9 protein-coding genes are annotated in these 18,254 nt (G+C 43.1%); 7 read left to right on the top strand and 2 right to left on the bottom strand.

The genetic code is table 11. The features are described 5' to 3' along the window. Positions 1–111 precede the first annotated feature (111 nt). On the bottom strand, positions 112–3,423 hold the full coding sequence (locus tag ACO067_RS24820) for an FG-GAP-like repeat-containing protein (protein WP_421879934.1): 3,312 nt from the start codon (positions 3,421–3,423) through the stop codon (positions 112–114). Between the two features lies 1 nt (position 3,424). Next, complete coding sequence (locus tag ACO067_RS24815; RefSeq protein ID WP_421879931.1) at positions 3,425–5,446, bottom strand: PorP/SprF family type IX secretion system membrane protein; 2,022 nt, start codon at positions 5,444–5,446, stop codon at positions 3,425–3,427. 235 nt (positions 5,447–5,681) lie between these two features. Between ACO067_RS24815 and ACO067_RS24810 the strand changes: the two genes are divergently transcribed. The 7 genes from ACO067_RS24810 to ACO067_RS24780 all read left to right on the top strand — a co-directional run bounded on the left by ACO067_RS24810 (position 5,682) and on the right by ACO067_RS24780 (position 18,170). Then, the gene (locus ACO067_RS24810) at positions 5,682–6,491 is read left to right on the top strand and encodes an outer membrane beta-barrel protein (RefSeq protein ID WP_421879928.1); all 810 of its coding nucleotides are present in this window, start codon (positions 5,682–5,684) and stop codon (positions 6,489–6,491) included. 13 nt (positions 6,492–6,504) lie between these two features. Continuing rightward, positions 6,505–7,407, top strand: a complete 903-nt coding sequence (locus ACO067_RS24805) for a histone deacetylase (RefSeq protein WP_421879926.1) — start codon at positions 6,505–6,507, stop codon at positions 7,405–7,407. A 220-nt stretch (positions 7,408–7,627) separates the two neighbouring features. Beyond that, on the top strand, positions 7,628–10,942 hold the full coding sequence (locus tag ACO067_RS24800; RefSeq protein WP_421879923.1) for a hypothetical protein: 3,315 nt from the start codon (positions 7,628–7,630) through the stop codon (positions 10,940–10,942). Between the two features lie 53 nt (positions 10,943–10,995). Next, positions 10,996–12,498, top strand: coding sequence for a DUF4062 domain-containing protein (locus ACO067_RS24795; protein ID WP_421879920.1), 1,503 nt, complete (start codon positions 10,996–10,998; stop codon positions 12,496–12,498). Then, positions 12,498–15,740, top strand: coding sequence for a hypothetical protein (locus ACO067_RS24790; protein WP_421879917.1), 3,243 nt, complete (start codon positions 12,498–12,500; stop codon positions 15,738–15,740). The genes ACO067_RS24795 and ACO067_RS24790 overlap by 1 nt, the downstream gene beginning before the upstream one ends. A 6-nt stretch (positions 15,741–15,746) precedes the next feature. Further along, a complete protein-coding gene (locus tag ACO067_RS24785) occupies positions 15,747–16,850 on the top strand; it encodes an outer membrane beta-barrel protein (RefSeq protein WP_421879915.1) in 1,104 nt (367 codons plus the stop codon). 6 nt (positions 16,851–16,856) lie between these two features. After that, entirely contained in the window at positions 16,857–18,170 is a 1,314-nt protein-coding gene (locus ACO067_RS24780; RefSeq protein WP_421879912.1) for a hypothetical protein, read from the top strand. Positions 18,171–18,254 lie beyond the last annotated feature (84 nt).

Genomic DNA, 18,254 nt, shown 5'->3' with positions numbered 1-18,254 from the left:
TTCTTTCAATGTGATTTTATCGACTTAAAAATATTTAAAAAAAGTCTTCAAAAATTTCAATCTTGATGAAAGTAGGGAATATTGAAGTCATTGGGAATAAAGAGAGACTAACTAACGGGCCAGTAGAATGGATCCTGTTTGATTCAGTGAGCCATCATCACATTTTAAAACGAAGTAATAAACTCCTGCTGGAACCTGGGTTGAACCATTGTTGATGTTGCCATTCCATACACAGTCATCCGTAAATGGGGAGTCGCCTTTGAATACAATACTTCCCTTTTCATCATAGATATATACTGTGCATCCCTGGATATTATTCGAATTCAGAATTTCCCAGCAATCATAGCCAATACCATCTCCATTTGGTGAGAAGGATTTTCTGGCGATCACTCCTGGTGAGATGATGGTAAACTGTTCTTCTGTTTCGCATTGTCCTTCACTCTGATCATTACCAGTGACAGTAAGCACTGTAACACGTGTACGAGGGTAGACGATAACGGAGTTTCCAGAGGAGGTGTTCAGTACGTCAGCAGGTGACCACTCAATGTTGGTACCATTGTCTACGGTTAAATTAACTTCACGGAGCGGTTCAGTTAGCTCCAGGGAATCATTCACAACCGTTCCGCCATTACTGGAGGAGAAATTGAAACCTGCTCCGGCATAGTTGGATACGGTCACTACTGTTCCATTCACTACGCATCCTATGTCATTAGTCACATCAATAGTGACATCCACACTTTGCTGGTTGGCGCTCGTGGAAATCTCAGCAGTATTACTATCACTAATCTGTGTTCCATTGGCGCTCCAGGAATAAGACTGATATCCGCTGGGTAAGGAAAGTGTAAGTACATCTTCTGGACACTTCTCTGTAGTGGAAGGGTCAGGCGTGAGTAAGCTAGCGATGGTTGCACTGGTAGGTGCCGTAGAAACTGTCACAGAGTGGGTTGTTGTGGAAGTACACGAGGTTAAATCGGTATAGCCAGTAGTGAGAGTTACAGTGTATGTACCTGCAGTGGAGTAGGTGTGAGTGGGATTGACTCCTGAAACTACACTAGAGCCATCTCCAAAGTCCCAGGTGTAAGTCAGTGTGGTACCGGATTGCCCTGTACTTCCAGACGCATCAAACACAATATCAGCATCTGTGCAGACTTCCGTAGCAGCAGAAATATCTGGTAATGGAAGAGCATACGCGCTTAATGAAAGAGCATCGGAGGTATAACTACACCCTGTGGCATCTGAAGTAATTATGACTGTATAATCACCGGAAGAAGAAGCCGTGAGCGTGTTCGCATCAGTTCCGGTATTGCTTCCATCGATTTGCCACTGATAGCTATATCCCGCATAATCTGCTACCTGAAGGGTTACACTAGAATTTGCGCAGAAGATATCATCGCCAGTGTTATCGATGGAGACTACAGGTGGCATATCTACAGTCACATCAGTCACTCTTGCGTTACTGAAACAGCTCCCGGCAGGTTTTACACGCAGGACATATTCACCAGCATCATCAGGCAAAGCACTTGTGATAGAGATACTTTGATCGGTGGAAGTAGACCCATCGGGCAGTGTCCACTGGTACTCTTCTTGTCCATCGGGTCCTGTCAGTGTAAAATCATCTCCACCACAGACTACTCCTGTTACTCCAGTCACTGTAGGAGCCGCAGGTGGTGATTCGCCAGTAAGTGTAAATGTTTCGGTAGTGGAAGTACTACAACTTGCATCGCTACTCGCTATGGTCACTGTGATGTCAGCAGTGGTTCCGGAATCTACCACAAAGGTAGCTTCATCTGTTCCCTGTCCTGCTTGAATGGTCACATTACTGGATACCGTCCAGTTGTAGGTGTGATTCACTGATTTTGTAGCTTCCAGTGTAAATGGAGATTCTGTACAGAAAGTCAGATTATTAGGAGAGATAGTCGGGCTGATACAGTTTCTGTTGGTGATGACCGCAAAGTCGCCATCAGCGTTTTGTTCACTTCCGTGAATAAATCCAATATCTATTTTAGCATCTCCATTATAGTCAGCCAAGGAAATGTTTCTATTCGTCCTTAATGTTTCTATTCTTGTGCTGGTAAAAGTGGGAGTGGAGCCTCCTGAGCTGATCATTGCATAAATACCTTTGGATGAGGTGGCGCTAGAGGTAGATGAAACAGCCATGTCTAAAGCTCCGTCTCCGTTTAAGTCTCCAAATGCAATTCCCCAAGGGTCGTCCACATCAATTGTTCGGTAATCTGCACTGGCATAATTGAAGCTACCCGCTGTTCCGCTGTTGATCGCAATAAATACTTCGTCCGCAGACTGATCGGTAGCTAGGATATCGTTCAGTCGATCTCCATTAACATCTGCTATGAAAATATTTCTTCGCAGTGATGGCGTACCGATGGAAGTGGGACTGTCAAAGGTGATAGAGCCAGTAACACTTGTATTTTTAAGGACATAGATTGATTCATTGGGCTCTGAAAATGGGAGAACCACAATTTCTGGCAACTGGTCATTGTTTAGATCTGCTACATCCAAGGCACCACACTCAGTGGCACCAGTTACTGCCACCACAATTGGTGTGGTATTGAAACTAATAGCTCCGGTAGAGCTATTGTTTTGATAAATATGTAGGAGGTTGTCACTTTGATTTCCAATGATCAACTCCGCTTTCCCATCAGCATTTAAATCAGCAATTTTAAATCTTCGTGGCTCTCTAAAGTCTCCATTTTCCTTGGTAGGCAATGCGAATGGGGTAATTGGAGTGAATTGTATGGTGCCGACAGTACTATTGTTTTGATAGATGAACACCTGACGATTGGTCAATTGTTCAGATGTAAAAACCAGGTCCATCAATCCATCTCCATTTAAATCAGCACATTGTGTAGCGATGGTATTGGATGGTTTCAGATTATCAGGCAAGTTGATGATTACTGGAGTGAAATTGGTATTACTTACTGTAGAAGTATTCTTAAACACATTGAAGTCCACAGAATTATTATTGGCTACTGCCACATCGATAAGTCCGTCACCATCAAAATCACAGTTACATAGTTCATAAGAAAAGCGTTCGTTGGTATTGAAATCCTGTCGTGTATCGGTATTGCTAACGCTAAAACTGCTACCGCCATAGCTGAGGGTGAAAAACTGGGTAGAACTGCCTGTCAGTCTTGTAGAAGTATTGGTAACGGATACCGGCCCGTAAGTTGCCGTGGCAGGCACAGTCACTTCTATTTCTGTGGCACTTGTAGACACTACAGATGCTCGTCCTGTTCCAAAAGACACCCTAAGATTTCCGGTGGAAGTTGGGAAGTTGCTCCCGCTGATCTTCACAGTTTCGTTAACCGTGGCAGCGTACTTATCCAGCCCATTGATGATCGGTCGTTGGGCATTTGCTGAATAAATGCCTAGTGCGATAAAAAAAACGATTAAGAGCTTTTTCATGTTATTCATTCACCTTTAATACCCACACGCCTGATAAGCCAGATTTACCTTTCACTCTGTTTTTTTCAGTATTAGCAGCGTTAAGATTATCTGATTGGAATATCACTACATAATAGTATCCACGAGCAGTCAAATAGCCGACTCTGGTGTCGTGAAAACCACGCTGAAACAATTGATCACTTAAATCCTCGGCATTTTGGAAGCTTTCAAATACTCCAGCCACCACATAGTTGCCCGCATCAAGCTCCAGCATGTGTGTGCCTTTTTTCACCACTAGATGATCACTAGAATTGGAAAGTTCCTCTGGGGTACGGAAGTCATCTGTCAATGCTGGATCACCTTTTTCTTCCTCGGTCACCACCGGTTGTTGAGTTATTTCCTCTTCTACAGGTTTTTCAGGTGTTTTAACCTCTTCGACCACTGGATCAGGCTTTTTCTCTTCAATAGGGGTGTCCACCACAGGTTCTGTTTCTTCTTCCTGCACCGGTACTGTTACTTCAACGGTTTCAGGTTCTTCTTCTGGCTGTGTTTCTTCCACCACAGGAGCTACTGGGTCTGCTTTGATAGAAATAACTGCATTCTCCAAAGACATAGCTTTAGAAGGGTTGTGATCCAACTTCTCTGCTTCCTCTTCGGTAAGGATTTCATCCCAAATGATCAGCGTTTCTTTCTCCGTACCGTCGATAGTTCTAATCCATTTAATCCCAGCTTCTTTTGTCCCATCTGGTTTCGTTCTTATCATTGGCTCTTCATTCGGGCTTGCTATTTCATACGTTTCTTCACTAGCACCAGGTGGAGGCGGTGGTAGCCATGAGAATACTACCTCTTTTTCACCCTGCTCGTTTATTCTGTCAAATTTGATTCCGCGCTCAGTTTCTCCAAATTGATTAACTCGTTCTACCGGATCACTCTCTTGTTCATAGCTCCAATGCGTATCCGGTTTTGGTTTTGGTTCGGTCTTGGCACCTGATATTAAGCCAAGGGCATCCTCGTCTTCTTTTTGCTGAGCTGCCTGACGACTCTGTTGCAAGGCTTGTAATTGTCTTTGTCTTTCTAGTTCGGCCTGTTTGGCACGTTCCGCTGCTGATTGTCTATGGCTTTTGATGAATGAAGACACATGCTCTGCATGTTCCTTGCGCGTACCAATATGATAGCCAATGTGGATTTCATGTGTAGCACCAAGTACTGATGCATTGGCAGGGTTACCATATTCATAAGAGTAACCGATACCCAGTTTTTCGTAAAACTTAGCACCCAGTAGTCCAATAAACCCAGCGTCTTGACGATAACTTGCTCCTACCCAAACAATGTGTAATAAGTGCAGAATGACTGTTCCCTCGTATTGATTGGGTAAGAATTTGTTGTAGCGGTAAAGTATGTGTGGTTCAATGGCTATATTATCATTGATGTGTCCACGGTAGTTCATTTTAAAGAGGATGTTGTCCTGAGGTTTTGGGGTCACCTGAAAACCTTCGTTAGTTGTGACCGTCTCGTAGTTGAACAACTTGGGGAGAGAGATGCCGACATTGAAGTGACCAAAATGGTAAGCAACCCCCACATCACCTATCATAAAGGACGTATTAGCTGAAAACTGGTTGAATACGTCGGAGTTTAGATCTCCGGGTTCCACTTTAGTATAATCTATGGTGTTAGTGCCAGCACCTAGTGACATCCCAAATCTAAAAAAGTGTTCCCTGTCAATACTGATCAGGTAACCTGCCGACACTTTTCCAGAAGACATGTTGTAAGGGCCAGCCTGTCTGCTGTAGGCCATTGCTCCAAACGCCAGTCCTCCTTTTAATGGAATATGGAAGTTGGCATTGTACACTGTAGGGGCACCATCGATACCTAACCATTGCTTTTTATAGGTAGCAAAAACCACCGCATGTCCTTCCACACCTGCATATGCTGGATTGTAGACATAGGGGTTCATGAAGAACTGGTTGTAAACGACGGGTAGTTGCTGCGCTCCAGCTGTCAGGTTGAACGCTACGAATAAAATTGCCCAAATATTTTTTTTCATACACCGTTTGCCTAAATGAATTGTGCTGACTTCAGGTTTCTTGCTCGAAGAAAATGTCAATTCTTTAAACTTATGAGCTAAAATATCAAATAAATATGGATTTTGAGTTTTAGTGACGGTAAATCTGCCAATAATATCGATGAGTGATATGGTATGATTTGTTGATTTTTTGGTATTCTACTTTGGCTTGTGAGCGCTATTATATGTATAATTACACCAATTTTAACTGATTAAGATGAAGAATACCTGTAATCGTTTGTCGCTTGTTGCCCTTCTGATGCTGTTAGGCTTCATGGTACAGGCACAATTCTGGTTTGGTCCCAAAGGGGGAGCAAATCGCAATGATTTCATCTACCAGTCAGAGAATTACCTGGATACGTTTCAGGTAGAACCATCATATAGTTTTGAAGTTGGGGGAGTACTCATCTATCAGGCGAGTGATATGTTTTCTGTCCAAACGGAGCTCTATTACGAACGTACCAAACGGTCGCTTGAGTCCAACGACTTATCTTCAGTAGAAGTCACCAGCAATACAGCTAATTCCTTTTTGTCAGCACCTGCTTTATTCCGTGTTAGTTTTAATCGAGGACCTACCCATTATTATGTTAGTGGAGGACCCAAGGTGAGAATGTGGCTTGGTGGTAGTGGTAGAATTAGTACCGATTCCAATGATGAGTTCGTGGAGGGTGATGAGGTATGGACCCGCTTAGTCTATAATCAACGAAACAGTAATACCATAAATGAAGTCTATGCCGTACCAGATGCGAACCGAGTGCAATTTGCTTTGGTTGCGGGAGGTGGAGTTTACTTTGATTTGTACTTTGGAGGTAGATTATTGGTTGATTGCAAATACACATTCGGACATTCGAATATGGGATTTAACAATAATCCTGACTTTAAATTCATAGACTATACAGAGAACTTTAGATACCGATCAAATACCCTCTCTTTGTCTTTGGCATATTTGTTTGAATATGATGTCAAAGGTGCTCGCAAGGGTATGAGTACCATCAAGGCTAGTAACAAGAACAAAAAGAAGAAATAGAGGTTCAGACTCTATGCTCAGAGTAGCCTGGTCGCCAATATACAATCACGCTTTACCTGAAAACCACCGATTCCCCATGATCAAGTACGATTTGATACGGGAACAACTTCTCTATGAGGGTACTCTACGCGAAGATCATTTTTTTACGCCAGATCCACTGGATGAGAAGTGGATCTTGACAACTCATAGTTCGCCGTATTTGGAATCCTTACATCAGCTGAATTTATCGAAAGCGGCAATCAGAAAAATGGGTTTTCCCTTGTCCAAACAACTAATCCAGCGGGAGATTACGATAGCAGGAGGGACCGTAGCTTGTTGCGAATACGCCATGAATTATGGGATTTCGATGAATGTGGCAGGAGGTACTCATCATGCTTATCGGAACCATGGAGAAGGGTTCTGCTTACTGAATGACCAGGCCATTGCAGCCAATTATGTAATCCACCGGGAACTGGCCACCAAAGTTCTTATCGTAGACCTGGACGTTCATCAAGGTAATGGCACAGCAAGCCTATTCCGAACTAGTGACCAAGTCGTAACCCTCAGCATCCATGGAGCAAATAATTATCCACTGAAGAAAGAGTTTTCAACCGTTGATATCGCCTTACCAGATGGAGCTCGAGACCAGCTGTACTTACAAGTCCTTGAAAAAACGTTAGTACGACTGCTGGAGATACACAAACCAGATTTCATGTTTTATCAAAGTGGAGTTGATGCTCTGGACAATGATAAATTAGGGCGTATAGGATTATCTATTCAGGGACTTAAAGAACGAGATCGTTTGGTTTTGTCGCATGCTAAAAAACATCAAATACCTCTTGTGGCTAGTATGGGAGGAGGCTATTCAAGCAAGCTTTCAGATATCATTGAGTGTCATGCAAATACGTTTCGGCTAGCACAGGAAATTTACTTTTGATCTCAAAATTTTACAATTGTCGGAAATGAGAATAGAATAATTTTGGTCGGATAAAAGCGCAGTTTCATCTATTAATTTACTCTATTGGTCCTGTATTCGAAATATTTCTCTAGCTTTGAGTTCCAGCCCTAGACAAGACGTCCTTGAAAAAATTAAATTTCAAGGTTGAATACGATCGATATAATCGGTATTTTAGAGAAGTTTTAAATTTAGCGCAACTGTGATCAAGTCTTTTCTAGCCTTCTTGGGTGGGGAGCCCGGTGAAGAAAAGCCCATGTTACTTCTTCTTGGTATGGGTTTCTTTATGGGGATTTTCCTGGCTACTTACCAGATTGGTTCTGAGACGCTCTTTCTAGACGTATTAGGAGAGCAATACCTCGATATTGCTTTTTTTACCGCTGGAGCTTTAGGCATCATATCCACATTGCTCTTTGTCTTCTTACAGCGTCGCATCAATTACTCAACGCTGATTGTCACCAATTTGTTTTTGATTTTTGCATTCATGGCCGTTATGCGCTGGGCTTTTGAATGGACCAATTATGAAGTAGTGACAGAAGCCGCTACACAAGCTGCTGCCGAGTCTGGTACTGAAGATAAACCATTCGCTTTATTGCCTTTTGTCATGTTTGTCATGATGGGGCCGATCACAGCTATCATTCTGTTGGGTTTTTGGGGGACATTCGGTAGGATGTTTGATTTGAGAGCTTCAAAGAGAATTATCGGAGGGATTGACACGGGGGCACTTACCTCTACCATTATTGCTTTCTTCTCCATACCATTCATTACTCAGCTACCTTTCATCAATGCCACCTATGATCTGCTTTTTGTATCAGCATTAGCTTCGTTTGGAGTTTTGTTCTTTACCATCTGGATAGTAAGAGCTTACAACATTGATAAGGTAACGCAATCGGACAAAAAAGATGAAAAACCTCAAGAGGTCAGCTTTTTCGATCTGATGAAGGATCCTTATTTACGATTGCTATCGTTTTTTCTGGTGTTCTCGATGGGGGCAAGTGTTTTTGTGGACTACACCTACTACTCAGCTACGGAAATCATGTATCCGGATGAGAAAGAACTGGCCGATTTCCTTTCCTTCTTTAGTGCGACTGTTATGCTGATGAGTTTCTTTATTCAAAGTTTCATCAATGACATCATCATTGGTCGATTTGGGTTGAAAGTGGCCTTGATGACCATGCCACTCATTCTGATTCTTTTCACTGTCGGGGGTATTGCGGCAGGTCATTATTTTGGATACGAGAGTAAAACAGACAATTTCCTCTATTTCTTCATGTTTACTGTTTGTGCTAAAGCATTTACAGCTTCTTTGAAGGATGCTTTGGAGAGTCCGGCATTTAAACTGTTTTTCCTTCCGATTGACATCAAAATCCGATTTGATATTCAGACTCGTATTGAAGGAGTGATTAATGAGCTGGCAACACTAGTTGCTGGAGCGGCCCAGATTGGGTTGGGAATGTTGGTCTTTTTCCGCCTGATACATTACTCGTACTTTGTATTGGGACTAGCAGGAATGGTCGTATTCTTATCAGGTAAGCTTTTTGCTCAATATAAAATCACCTTGAAAAAGACATTGGAGGAACAAAAAGCAAATATCTCTGAGGATGACGCTAAAAATGAGAACAACACTAGTGCTGTTCTCCGACGAGAAACAGAGCGCAAAGACTCACTCAAGGTCATCAATGCATTGAGGATTTATGAAAAACTGGAACCAATTCAGTTTGAGTTTAGATTGCTGGATTTACTCAATTCCAAATATCCTGATGTTCGAGCATATGCCTATAGCAAACTCGATGATAAGCTAGTTTTTGAAGCCCTGGATATTATCAAAAAAGACTTTAAGACAGAAGGTGATGACACGGTCATTAAAGCAGCTGAGCAGTGCATAGAAAATTTGTCCAAAGCCGAGCAGTTTGAAATCAACGATGTATCCATCAGACAGCTGGTGAGATCTACAGAAGCCAAAGAGCGGATTTTAGGGGCTAGGATGCTAGTAAAAGCTGCTTCTGAGGAGAAATATTTGGCTTATGTGCTGGAGCTTTTGAGGGATATCAACCCCGAGGTACGGATAGCAGCCATGATTACATCAGGCAAAATCAAAAGGCCTGAGTTGTGGCCAATCTTGGTGGAAAACCTTCATTTGGCGACTTATTGTAACGCGGCAATGTCCGCACTCACACACATAGGTGAGTCTGCCTACCACGTGATAGATACCTCATTTTATAAAACAGGTCAGTTTAATTCGACTATGATCCGAATAGCCCAACTACTTGGTAGAATCGGAGGTAAAAACGGAATAGAACTACTTTGGAAGAAAATCGAGTTTCCTAATAAGCGAATTGTTTCAGAAATTTTGCTTGGTCTGAGTTACAATGGATTCGAAGCAAAAGATTTTCAGGCTGCTCGTATCAAAATAGCTATTGAATCAGAGATTTCGGACATAGCGTGGAATATCAAAGCACTACTGGATATTCCAGATGAGAATGAAATAGATCAGATGATCCGCGAGGCATTTGCGGAAGAAGATCAAAAAAACTACAACAACATCTTCATGCTATTGGGGATGATCTATGACCCACACAACGTGGTATTGGTGAGGGAGAATATCCTGGATGGTACTACGGATAGTATCACATTCGCTGTGGAGATGCTAGACATTTTCGTAGAAGAAGAATTGAAACCGAAGTTGCTTCCCGTAATGGACGAACTAAAGGTTGATGAGCGATTGGCAAGATTGCTGAATTATTTCCCTCCTGAGGATTTTGAATCCTATTATGATTTATTACTGCAGATTATCAATAGGGATTACAACCGAATTGACCGTTATACCAAGGCACTGGCACTCTATCGCCTATCTACCATTCCAGAGGCAGAGGTTTCAGATGATTTGATTGCCAACTTGTTTAATCCTGATTTGCTGTTGTTGCAGACTGCCGCATATACGATGTATAAACTGGATCAAACCTTATACCAGCATCATACCAAGCGATTAAAACCGGTCGTAAAGAAGGAACTGGACAAAGCAATTGTGCCACCAGTATTCCGTGATGAGGATGAAGACTATCACCAAAAATTACTCCTTATCGAACGGGTTTTGCTGTTAAAAGAAGTACCAGAATTCAAGCGAGTTTCGGGTGAACTCATCACGTACATTGCAGAAGAGCTGGATGAAATCATTGTCCAGGAAGGAACCACTCTAGTAGATGCTGATGATAATGGTGATATACCGACTTATATAGTAGTAGATGGTACCGTTGATATTTATCAGAATGATGTAAAAGTGGAAGAACGCCAACGAACAGGTCTGATAGGACATGAGAATCTATTGCCAACCAACAAGTTTGATTATGTCGCTTTGACCAGAGGAGCTTGTACGCTGCTGGTTTTGAGAAAAGAAGAATTGATGGACTTAATGTCCAGACACGTAGAGATCATGGAAGCTTACTTGAGTATTCTCAACCGTGAAGTTGGGGTGGAGGAACAAGAAGAAACCGTGTCAGATGTACTATTGAGTTTTTAAGTAAATAAGAAGACCTATAAATAAGAAACCACGATAGCCTAATCTAAATTGAAATGAAATTTAACAAAGAGATACATCTTTATTTCTCTGAAGAAGACAACCAGCCCATAGAGGGGGCAGCAAAGGGTTGGGTGTCTAATTTTCATAAGTTTCTGAGCACTTTGTTGTCTCAGATTTCTCGTGATACGGCAGATATTAAATTGGTATCGGAGTCTACCATCGATTCCACACCTATAGATGGAACCGCAGTGGTGATAGCCGTTTGTACACCAGCACTCGCATCCAGTACTCAGTTGACAACTGCATTGAACACCTATGCAGGGGAGTTGAAGCAAAATGATAGCCTTATTAATGAAGGAATTGCCAGGGTTTTCAAGGTTCACAAATCTCCATTCAATGAAGATGAAGCACTTCCTGAATTGGAAAATGTGATCTCCTATGACTTTTTCATGATTGATCCGCTAACAGGAGATGCTCAAGAATTCAAACGTTTCTTTGGCAGTGATGCCGAGCGATCGTACTGGATGAAACTGGTAGATATGGCCTACGATATTCATCAAATTCTTCAAGATACTTCTCGCAAGAGTAAGGTAGTGAGTGAAGATGATGTGCCTCGTGAAAAGACTGTCTACCTGGCTAGTACAGGGGTGGATATGGTCATTCAGCGGGATATCATCAAGCGGGAATTGATTCGTCATGGTTATAAGGTTTTGCCACAGCACACCCTGGCTAAGGAAGTTGGACAGCTAGAGCACCAGGTTTCAGAGGACCTACACAAATGCCGACTTTCTATCCACTTGATTGGAGAAGACTATGGTTACAAACCGAAGGGCTCTGAGATATCGGTAGTAGATATACAGAATAGAATAGCGTCTAATCATACCTACGAAATGGTAGACTATAATAAGTCTGCCAAGGAGAAAAAACCGTTTAGTCGACTAATATGGGTGTCGCCAGACCTCAAAAATGTGACCGAACGTCAGAAGATTTTTATTGAGGATCTAAAAAGTGATGCAGCTGCTCTGGAAGAGGCAGAGGTACTTCAGATTCCACTACAAGAGCTTAAATCGATTATCCGTGAGGAGCTTGTTACGGGTGGGCGCTTTCAGCGAGAACACCGTGAAATCGCTGGATACGAACGAGAAAACACCGGATCCAAGGTGATCTACCTCATTCAAGACAAAAGTGATGTGAAGGATACTGGGATGCTGCGTAAGTTTTTGGAGGATTCTGGGTACAAGGTGGTCGCGCCGAGTTATAGTGGAGATCTCATCGATATTCGGTACATCCATCAGGAAAATCTAAGAAGGTGTGATGGGTCCATCATCTACTTTGGCAATGCCAAGGAAGCTTGGATCAAGACGAAGTTGCAGGATTTATTAAAAGCTCCAGGATTTGGACGGGAAAAGAAACTCAAAGCCAAAGCAGTCTATTTTGATGGCCAAAAGGCTGTTGATATGGAGCATTACGAAAGAAATAACGCCCTGGTATTGGGCAATAATGGAGGCTTTAAGCCGGAACACCTCAAGCCATTTCTAACCAAACTAGAAAAGTAATGAGTGACAACACACAAAACACCGATCAGGTCCAGGATATTGTTGATATCACCGAGCTGATCAACCCGTTTCCGGGATTAAGACCTTTCGGAATTGAGGAAAGCCATTTGTTCTTCGGAAGAGAAGGTCAAAGTGATGAAGTATTGGTGAAGTTAGCCGAAAACCGATTCGCTGCAATATTGGGAGCCTCTGGTTCGGGGAAGTCGTCTTTTATGTATTGTGGCTTGGTACCAAGTTTGGTCGGGGGGTTTATGACAGAAGCTGGTTCCAACTGGCGGATTGTTGTGGCCAGACCAGGTGGTGGTCCAATTGATAATCTGGCAGAAGCATTATTGGTAAAAGATAAAGAGTACTCTGATCTGTCAGAAGAAGACAAACTGATCAGAAAAACGATTATTGGTACGGTTTTGAGAAGTAGTTCCCTCGGTTTGGTGGAGGTGATCAAGCAGCTCAAAACAGAAAGTGACCAGAATATATTAGTCGTCATTGACCAGTTTGAAGAATTATTCCGATTTAGAAAACTTGAGGCGGCTACCTCAGATATGGACGAGTCTTCTGCCTTCGTCAACTTACTACTCGAGGCGATCCATCAATACGACGAGCCCATCTATGTGGCTTTGACCATGCGGTCGGACTTTATTGGTGAATGTGCCAAATTCCCGGATTTGACACAAATGATCAACGATTCCCACTACTTGATACCGCAGATGACCCGCGATCAAAAGCGTATGGCTGTGGAAGGTCCGGTAGCAGTAGGTGGAGGTAAGATTGCTCCACGTTTGACACAACAACTCCTCAATGACGTGGGAGATAACCCAGATCAGTTGCCTATTCTGCAGCATGCTCTGATGCGTACCTGGTCCAACTGGGTAGATACTCGCAAAGTGGGTGAGCTAATGGATTTAAGACATTACAATGCCATAGGAACCCTTCGAGAGGCGCTTTCTCAGCACGCCAATGAAGCTTATGATTCCCTGTCAAAACGTGAGAAAGAAATTGCTGAGGTGATGTTTAAAGCGCTCACAGAGCGTGGTAATGAAAACCAGGGAATACGACGGCCAACCAAGCTTTCCACTATTTCTAACATTGCAGGTGTTACAGAGGATGAGGTGATTCGTGTGGTAGAGAAATTCCGCGAACCGGGAAGATCCTTATTAATGCCACCTTATGGCATGCATTTGGATTCGGAAACCGTCATCGATATTTCGCATGAGAGTTTGATGCGTATCTGGGACCGATTGAAACGATGGCTGGATGAAGAGTCAAAGGCAGCGGAGATGTACATCAAACTATCTGAGGCGGCTGAGCGGTTTCAGGAAGGTAAAGCATCCCTTTGGAAAATGCCCGATCTGCAGTTAGCGATCAACTGGCGAGAAGAAAACCGACCAACACTCGTTTGGGGCCAGCGCTACAATCCAGCTTTCGAGCGCACAATGGTGTTTTTGGAAACCTCCGAAAAAGCACACGTAACCGAGCAGAAAAACAAGGAATTCCTTCAGAAGCGTCAGGTCAAGCGAATGCGAATCACTGCGGTGGTTCTGGGGCTTGCAGCCGTAGTGTGTATTTTCCTGGTGGTGTTGTCTCAGATTAAGAGTAGCGAAGCTCAGAAACAAACTGAATTAGCCAAAGAAAATGCCGCGAAGGCTGCTGAAAATGCCGCAGATGCTCAAAGATCAGCAGCACAGGCAAGAAAAGCACAAGATGAGGCTTTGGTTGAGAGAGATAAAGCAGAGGAGCAAAGAAAATTAGCCGAACAACAAAAAGCACTAGCTGACCAAAATGCAGAAAAAGCTCGCCAACAAACAATCCTTGCTCAAGAAGCACAAAAGAAAGCTCAGGATGCACAAGAGGAAGCACTTAAAGAACGAGATGCTGCTGAAGAGGCAAGAAAACAAGCAGATATCCAGCGGGCGCGTGCAGAAGATCTTCGTATGCAATCAGTATCCCAGTCTATGGCGATCAAGGCTGGTGGTCTTACGGACAGACAGTTGAAAGCGATTGTAGCCAAGCAAGCTTACGACTACTTCCAGCAATATGGAGACCCTCAGAAACCGTATAACGGTGATATCTATGCTGGTATCTACTCAGGACTAACGGGTGTGCTTGGTACCTATTCTGTTGATGACAATGGTGAGCGAGTCTATAACAACAATGGGGATTCTGTCCTCAACCAATACCATGGACACCTGCCTTACACTAACAAATACGGTCAGGAGAAAGTGGTAGCTGTTCGCTCGGTGGTGTTTTCTGAAGATGGTCAGCGCATGTACTCAGCGGGTAGTGATGGCCGCTTGTTGATGTGGGACATGACAAACGGTCAGCGATCATATCGGGAGATTTTCAATCAGAGTCAAGTAAGTAGAGTGGTTAATATTAGCCCCAATGAGCGGTATCTGGCTTTAGGTACCAATGATGATAACATCCTGGTGGTTGATCTTAAAAACATTGATAGTGAACCCAAAAAAGTAGCAGGACATGTGGGGGGAACTATTTTTGATCTGGTTTTTCTTAACGATAACCAAACATTTATATCTACTGGGGCAGATAGTCGCATTCTGTTACATGACCTCAAAGGCAGTCAGCCAAAACAGCTGGCACAAGCAAGAGCCAAGGCGCTCGCGCTTTCACCAGACAATGCGACAATTGCCGCGGGTACTGATGAAGGCGAAGTGATTATTATCGATCTAAAGGACCCAGAGTACAACGCGAGGAGCATATACAGAAGAGCTAATGAAGATGAAGTGAACCCAGTTCACGGACTGCATTTTAGTCACAATGGAAAGTATCTGGCCTTTGGTGACGAAAAGGGTGACGTATACATCTGGGACCTGGAGGGAAGAAGACAGTGGGGACCAACACTATCTGGCTTTGCTTCACCAATTACCGATGTGCATTTCAGTCCGAACGACAGCCTTCTGGTGGCTACCAGTAGAGATAAAACAGCACGCATGTGGCATGTAACCCCTGACAATATCTACGATTTGCCTACCGTATTTTCAGATCACAAAGACTGGGTGTTGACCGCAGATTTCCACCCTTCAGGTAACAAGTTTGCAACGGGAAGTGCAGATGGTATCATCCGTATCTTTGAAGTGTTGCCACATGACTATGCTTCGCAAATATGTGGGTTAGTTCCGTATAACATGTCGGATACCCAGTGGAGACAGTATGTTGGTGATCCAGATGAGATTCCTTACGAGTACACTTGCGAGGGGCTTGAGAAAAAGCCTGAAAATCAATAAGCATTTATGAGAGTATACCTAACCATAACATTACTCATTTTGGCGGTATCTGCCTATGCGCAGAACTGTACCCAGCTACTTAATCAGGCCGAGGACAACTATGAAGCGGGTCGGTTATTGGGCATTCCAGATCAAATAGAAGGATGTTTGCTCAACAAGGGATTCTCTGCTGAAGAGGAAGTAAGAGCGCGTAAACTCCTTACGCTGGTCTATATCTTTACGGATCAGGAAGCCAGATCTGAACAAGCGATGATTAACTTGTTGAAAACAGATCCGGAGCACCGTCTTGACCCTCAAGTGGATCCTGCTGAACTCTTTTTCCTTTATGATCAGTATCGTACCAAGCCAATATTTAGAATTTCATTCAAAGTAGGTTTGAACACTTCGAACGTGGTACAGATTGAGGAATATGCTACGCATAACACCTTGGTTCATGATAATTTCTACAATGGGTCTACTTCATCAGGAGCAGGAGACTACACTGTTGATTCTGATTCCAGTGCTTCTGATTTTGATGGGTTAAGCACCAGAGATTTCAACCTGTGGGGAGAGATTCTGGCTCAAAAGGAAGTGTATGAAGGCGTAGATATTAATGCCGGTATTCAATATCGAACATCCTCATACAACGTCGATACTTACATCAATCAGGAAAATCTCAATAGCTCTATAACCAATAGTCAGACGTATTTGCGACTACCAATTGGAGCAAGTTATACTTTGTGGTCCGATAACCGCGATCGTGTCCTGTTGCCTTATGGGTTTTTAGGAGCGTCCTTTGACTACCTACTAAAGGCCTCCAGTATCGGTTCCAGAGCGGGAGGTACGGCCTACACCAGTTCGGATATTGATTTGATTGCCACCAACCAGGTTAATCGAATCAATTATTCATTCATGGGAGGTATTGGTCTGAAGATTCGCTTCAAAACGCACTTCTTCACGGTAGAAGGTCGGTATGATACCAGTCGAATGAATTACATCAATGGTAATGATCGATATACTAATTCAGAATACACCTTTGATGTTGGGTATGTGGAGCCTGCACTGTCACTTGATTTTCTGTCAGTTTCGCTAGGCTATACTTTGTCCATTTACAATCCAAAGAAATTATAACCTTCTATGAGAAGTAATTACATCATCATATGTACCCTGGCTGTTATGCTCATTGGTTGTGCACCAAGTGATTTGGATGGTCCTAATCCTGGAGATGTTTTTGTCAAATATTATGGACAAGGTGCAAATGAGGCCATTGATATTGTGAGAACGAGCACGAATGAAACCATCATTCTGGCGCAGAATACGTTGTCTGACAATTCCAATTTCTATCTAATCAAGACGGATGATAATGGCAATGAAATTGACTCCAGACTAATTGATTTAAATGATGGTTCTAATGATATTCCCAGACGTTTGAAACCTGTCGGAAATGATGAATTCCTAATCGTCGGTTACATGCAGTTTGAAGATGAATTTGGTGTGGATCAATTCACTGGAGTTTGGGGCCGGATCAACAGCGACTTAGAGACCATCAGTACCGATTCTACTGGAGCAGCTGGGTTCAATTACCTGGATAGTATGATCGCCGTAGACATCATCCAGACCTCTGATTCAAATCCAACATATATTGTCTTAGGGCATTCTTCTGTCGAGAGCAGGAGGTATGCTGGTGATGTGACCCCTGTAGGTGATTTTCAAATCTATATGGGCAAACATGATGATAACGATAGTGTCTATTGGGAAAAAAGTCATGGTTTTTCTGGCAATGAAGAAGCGTTGAGCATTTTCGAAGTAACTGGTGGAGATTTACTAGTAGTTGGTATGACTAAGGCAGTCACGTCCGCTTACTCTGGTGACAATCTCTACATCCTACAAACCAACGAGTTTGGCACACCGGATGGAGGAGGATTGGTAACGGGCATACCTGGTGCAGCTGATGATGCTGATGACCGACCTTATGCTGTCAAGAAATCCTCTTTGGGCTATTCGATCGTAGGTGCCACAGAGGCAACAGAAAATGGAGGCCTTCGTGGGTTCCATATTGCCGTGTCCAATGAGGGGCAGCTGGTTACCAATAGCTCCAATGTCTTATCTAATGATTACAACCTTAACTGTAGGGCCTTGACCTTTTCAAGAACACTTAACAACGAACTGATGGTGCTGGGCAGCATTCCCAACTTTACCTTATCCTCAGGGGATGGTGGTTCAGCCACTACCAAGTTGGAAGAGATTCTGGTAATGAAAGTTTCTCCTATTTCTGGTCACATCGAGGGATTTGATCAGAACTATGGTACTACCGTGGGTAATGACCGAGCCAAAGCAGCAGTGACCTTGCCAGATGGAGATGTGCTGGTGGCAGCTACTATCGATTTCGGTAGTGGTACCACCATGGTAGGCTTGCTTCGCTTAAATGATAACGGAGAACTTAAGGATTAAAAGAAAACAAACGGTAGGGCAAAAGACGCCCGGCGCGTTATAGAAATATTTGAAGAAATTATAGAATACTACTAGGTTGATTAA

The organism is Marinoscillum sp., assembly GCF_965229915.1.
Taxonomy (GTDB): Bacteria; Bacteroidota; Bacteroidia; order Cytophagales; family Cyclobacteriaceae; genus Marinoscillum.
This window is presented reverse-complemented; position numbering and strand designations above follow the sequence as displayed.

Bases quoted from the DNA above. Each gene is read 5' to 3' on its own strand.
- ACO067_RS24780 (WP_421879912.1), top strand. From the start codon at position 16,857: ATGAGAAGTAATTACATCATCATATGTACCCTGGCTGTTATGCTCATT.
- ACO067_RS24810 (WP_421879928.1), top strand. From the start codon at position 5,682: ATGAAGAATACCTGTAATCGTTTGTCGCTTGTTGCCCTTCTGATGCTG.
- ACO067_RS24795 (WP_421879920.1), top strand. From the start codon at position 10,996: ATGAAATTTAACAAAGAGATACATCTTTATTTCTCTGAAGAAGACAAC.
- ACO067_RS24815 (WP_421879931.1), bottom strand. From the start codon at position 5,446: ATGAAAAAAAATATTTGGGCAATTTTATTCGTAGCGTTCAACCTGACA.
- ACO067_RS24805 (WP_421879926.1), top strand. From the start codon at position 6,505: ATGCTCAGAGTAGCCTGGTCGCCAATATACAATCACGCTTTACCTGAA.
- ACO067_RS24785 (WP_421879915.1), top strand. From the start codon at position 15,747: ATGAGAGTATACCTAACCATAACATTACTCATTTTGGCGGTATCTGCC.
- ACO067_RS24820 (WP_421879934.1), bottom strand. From the start codon at position 3,423: ATGAAAAAGCTCTTAATCGTTTTTTTTATCGCACTAGGCATTTATTCA.
- ACO067_RS24790 (WP_421879917.1), top strand. From the start codon at position 12,498: ATGAGTGACAACACACAAAACACCGATCAGGTCCAGGATATTGTTGAT.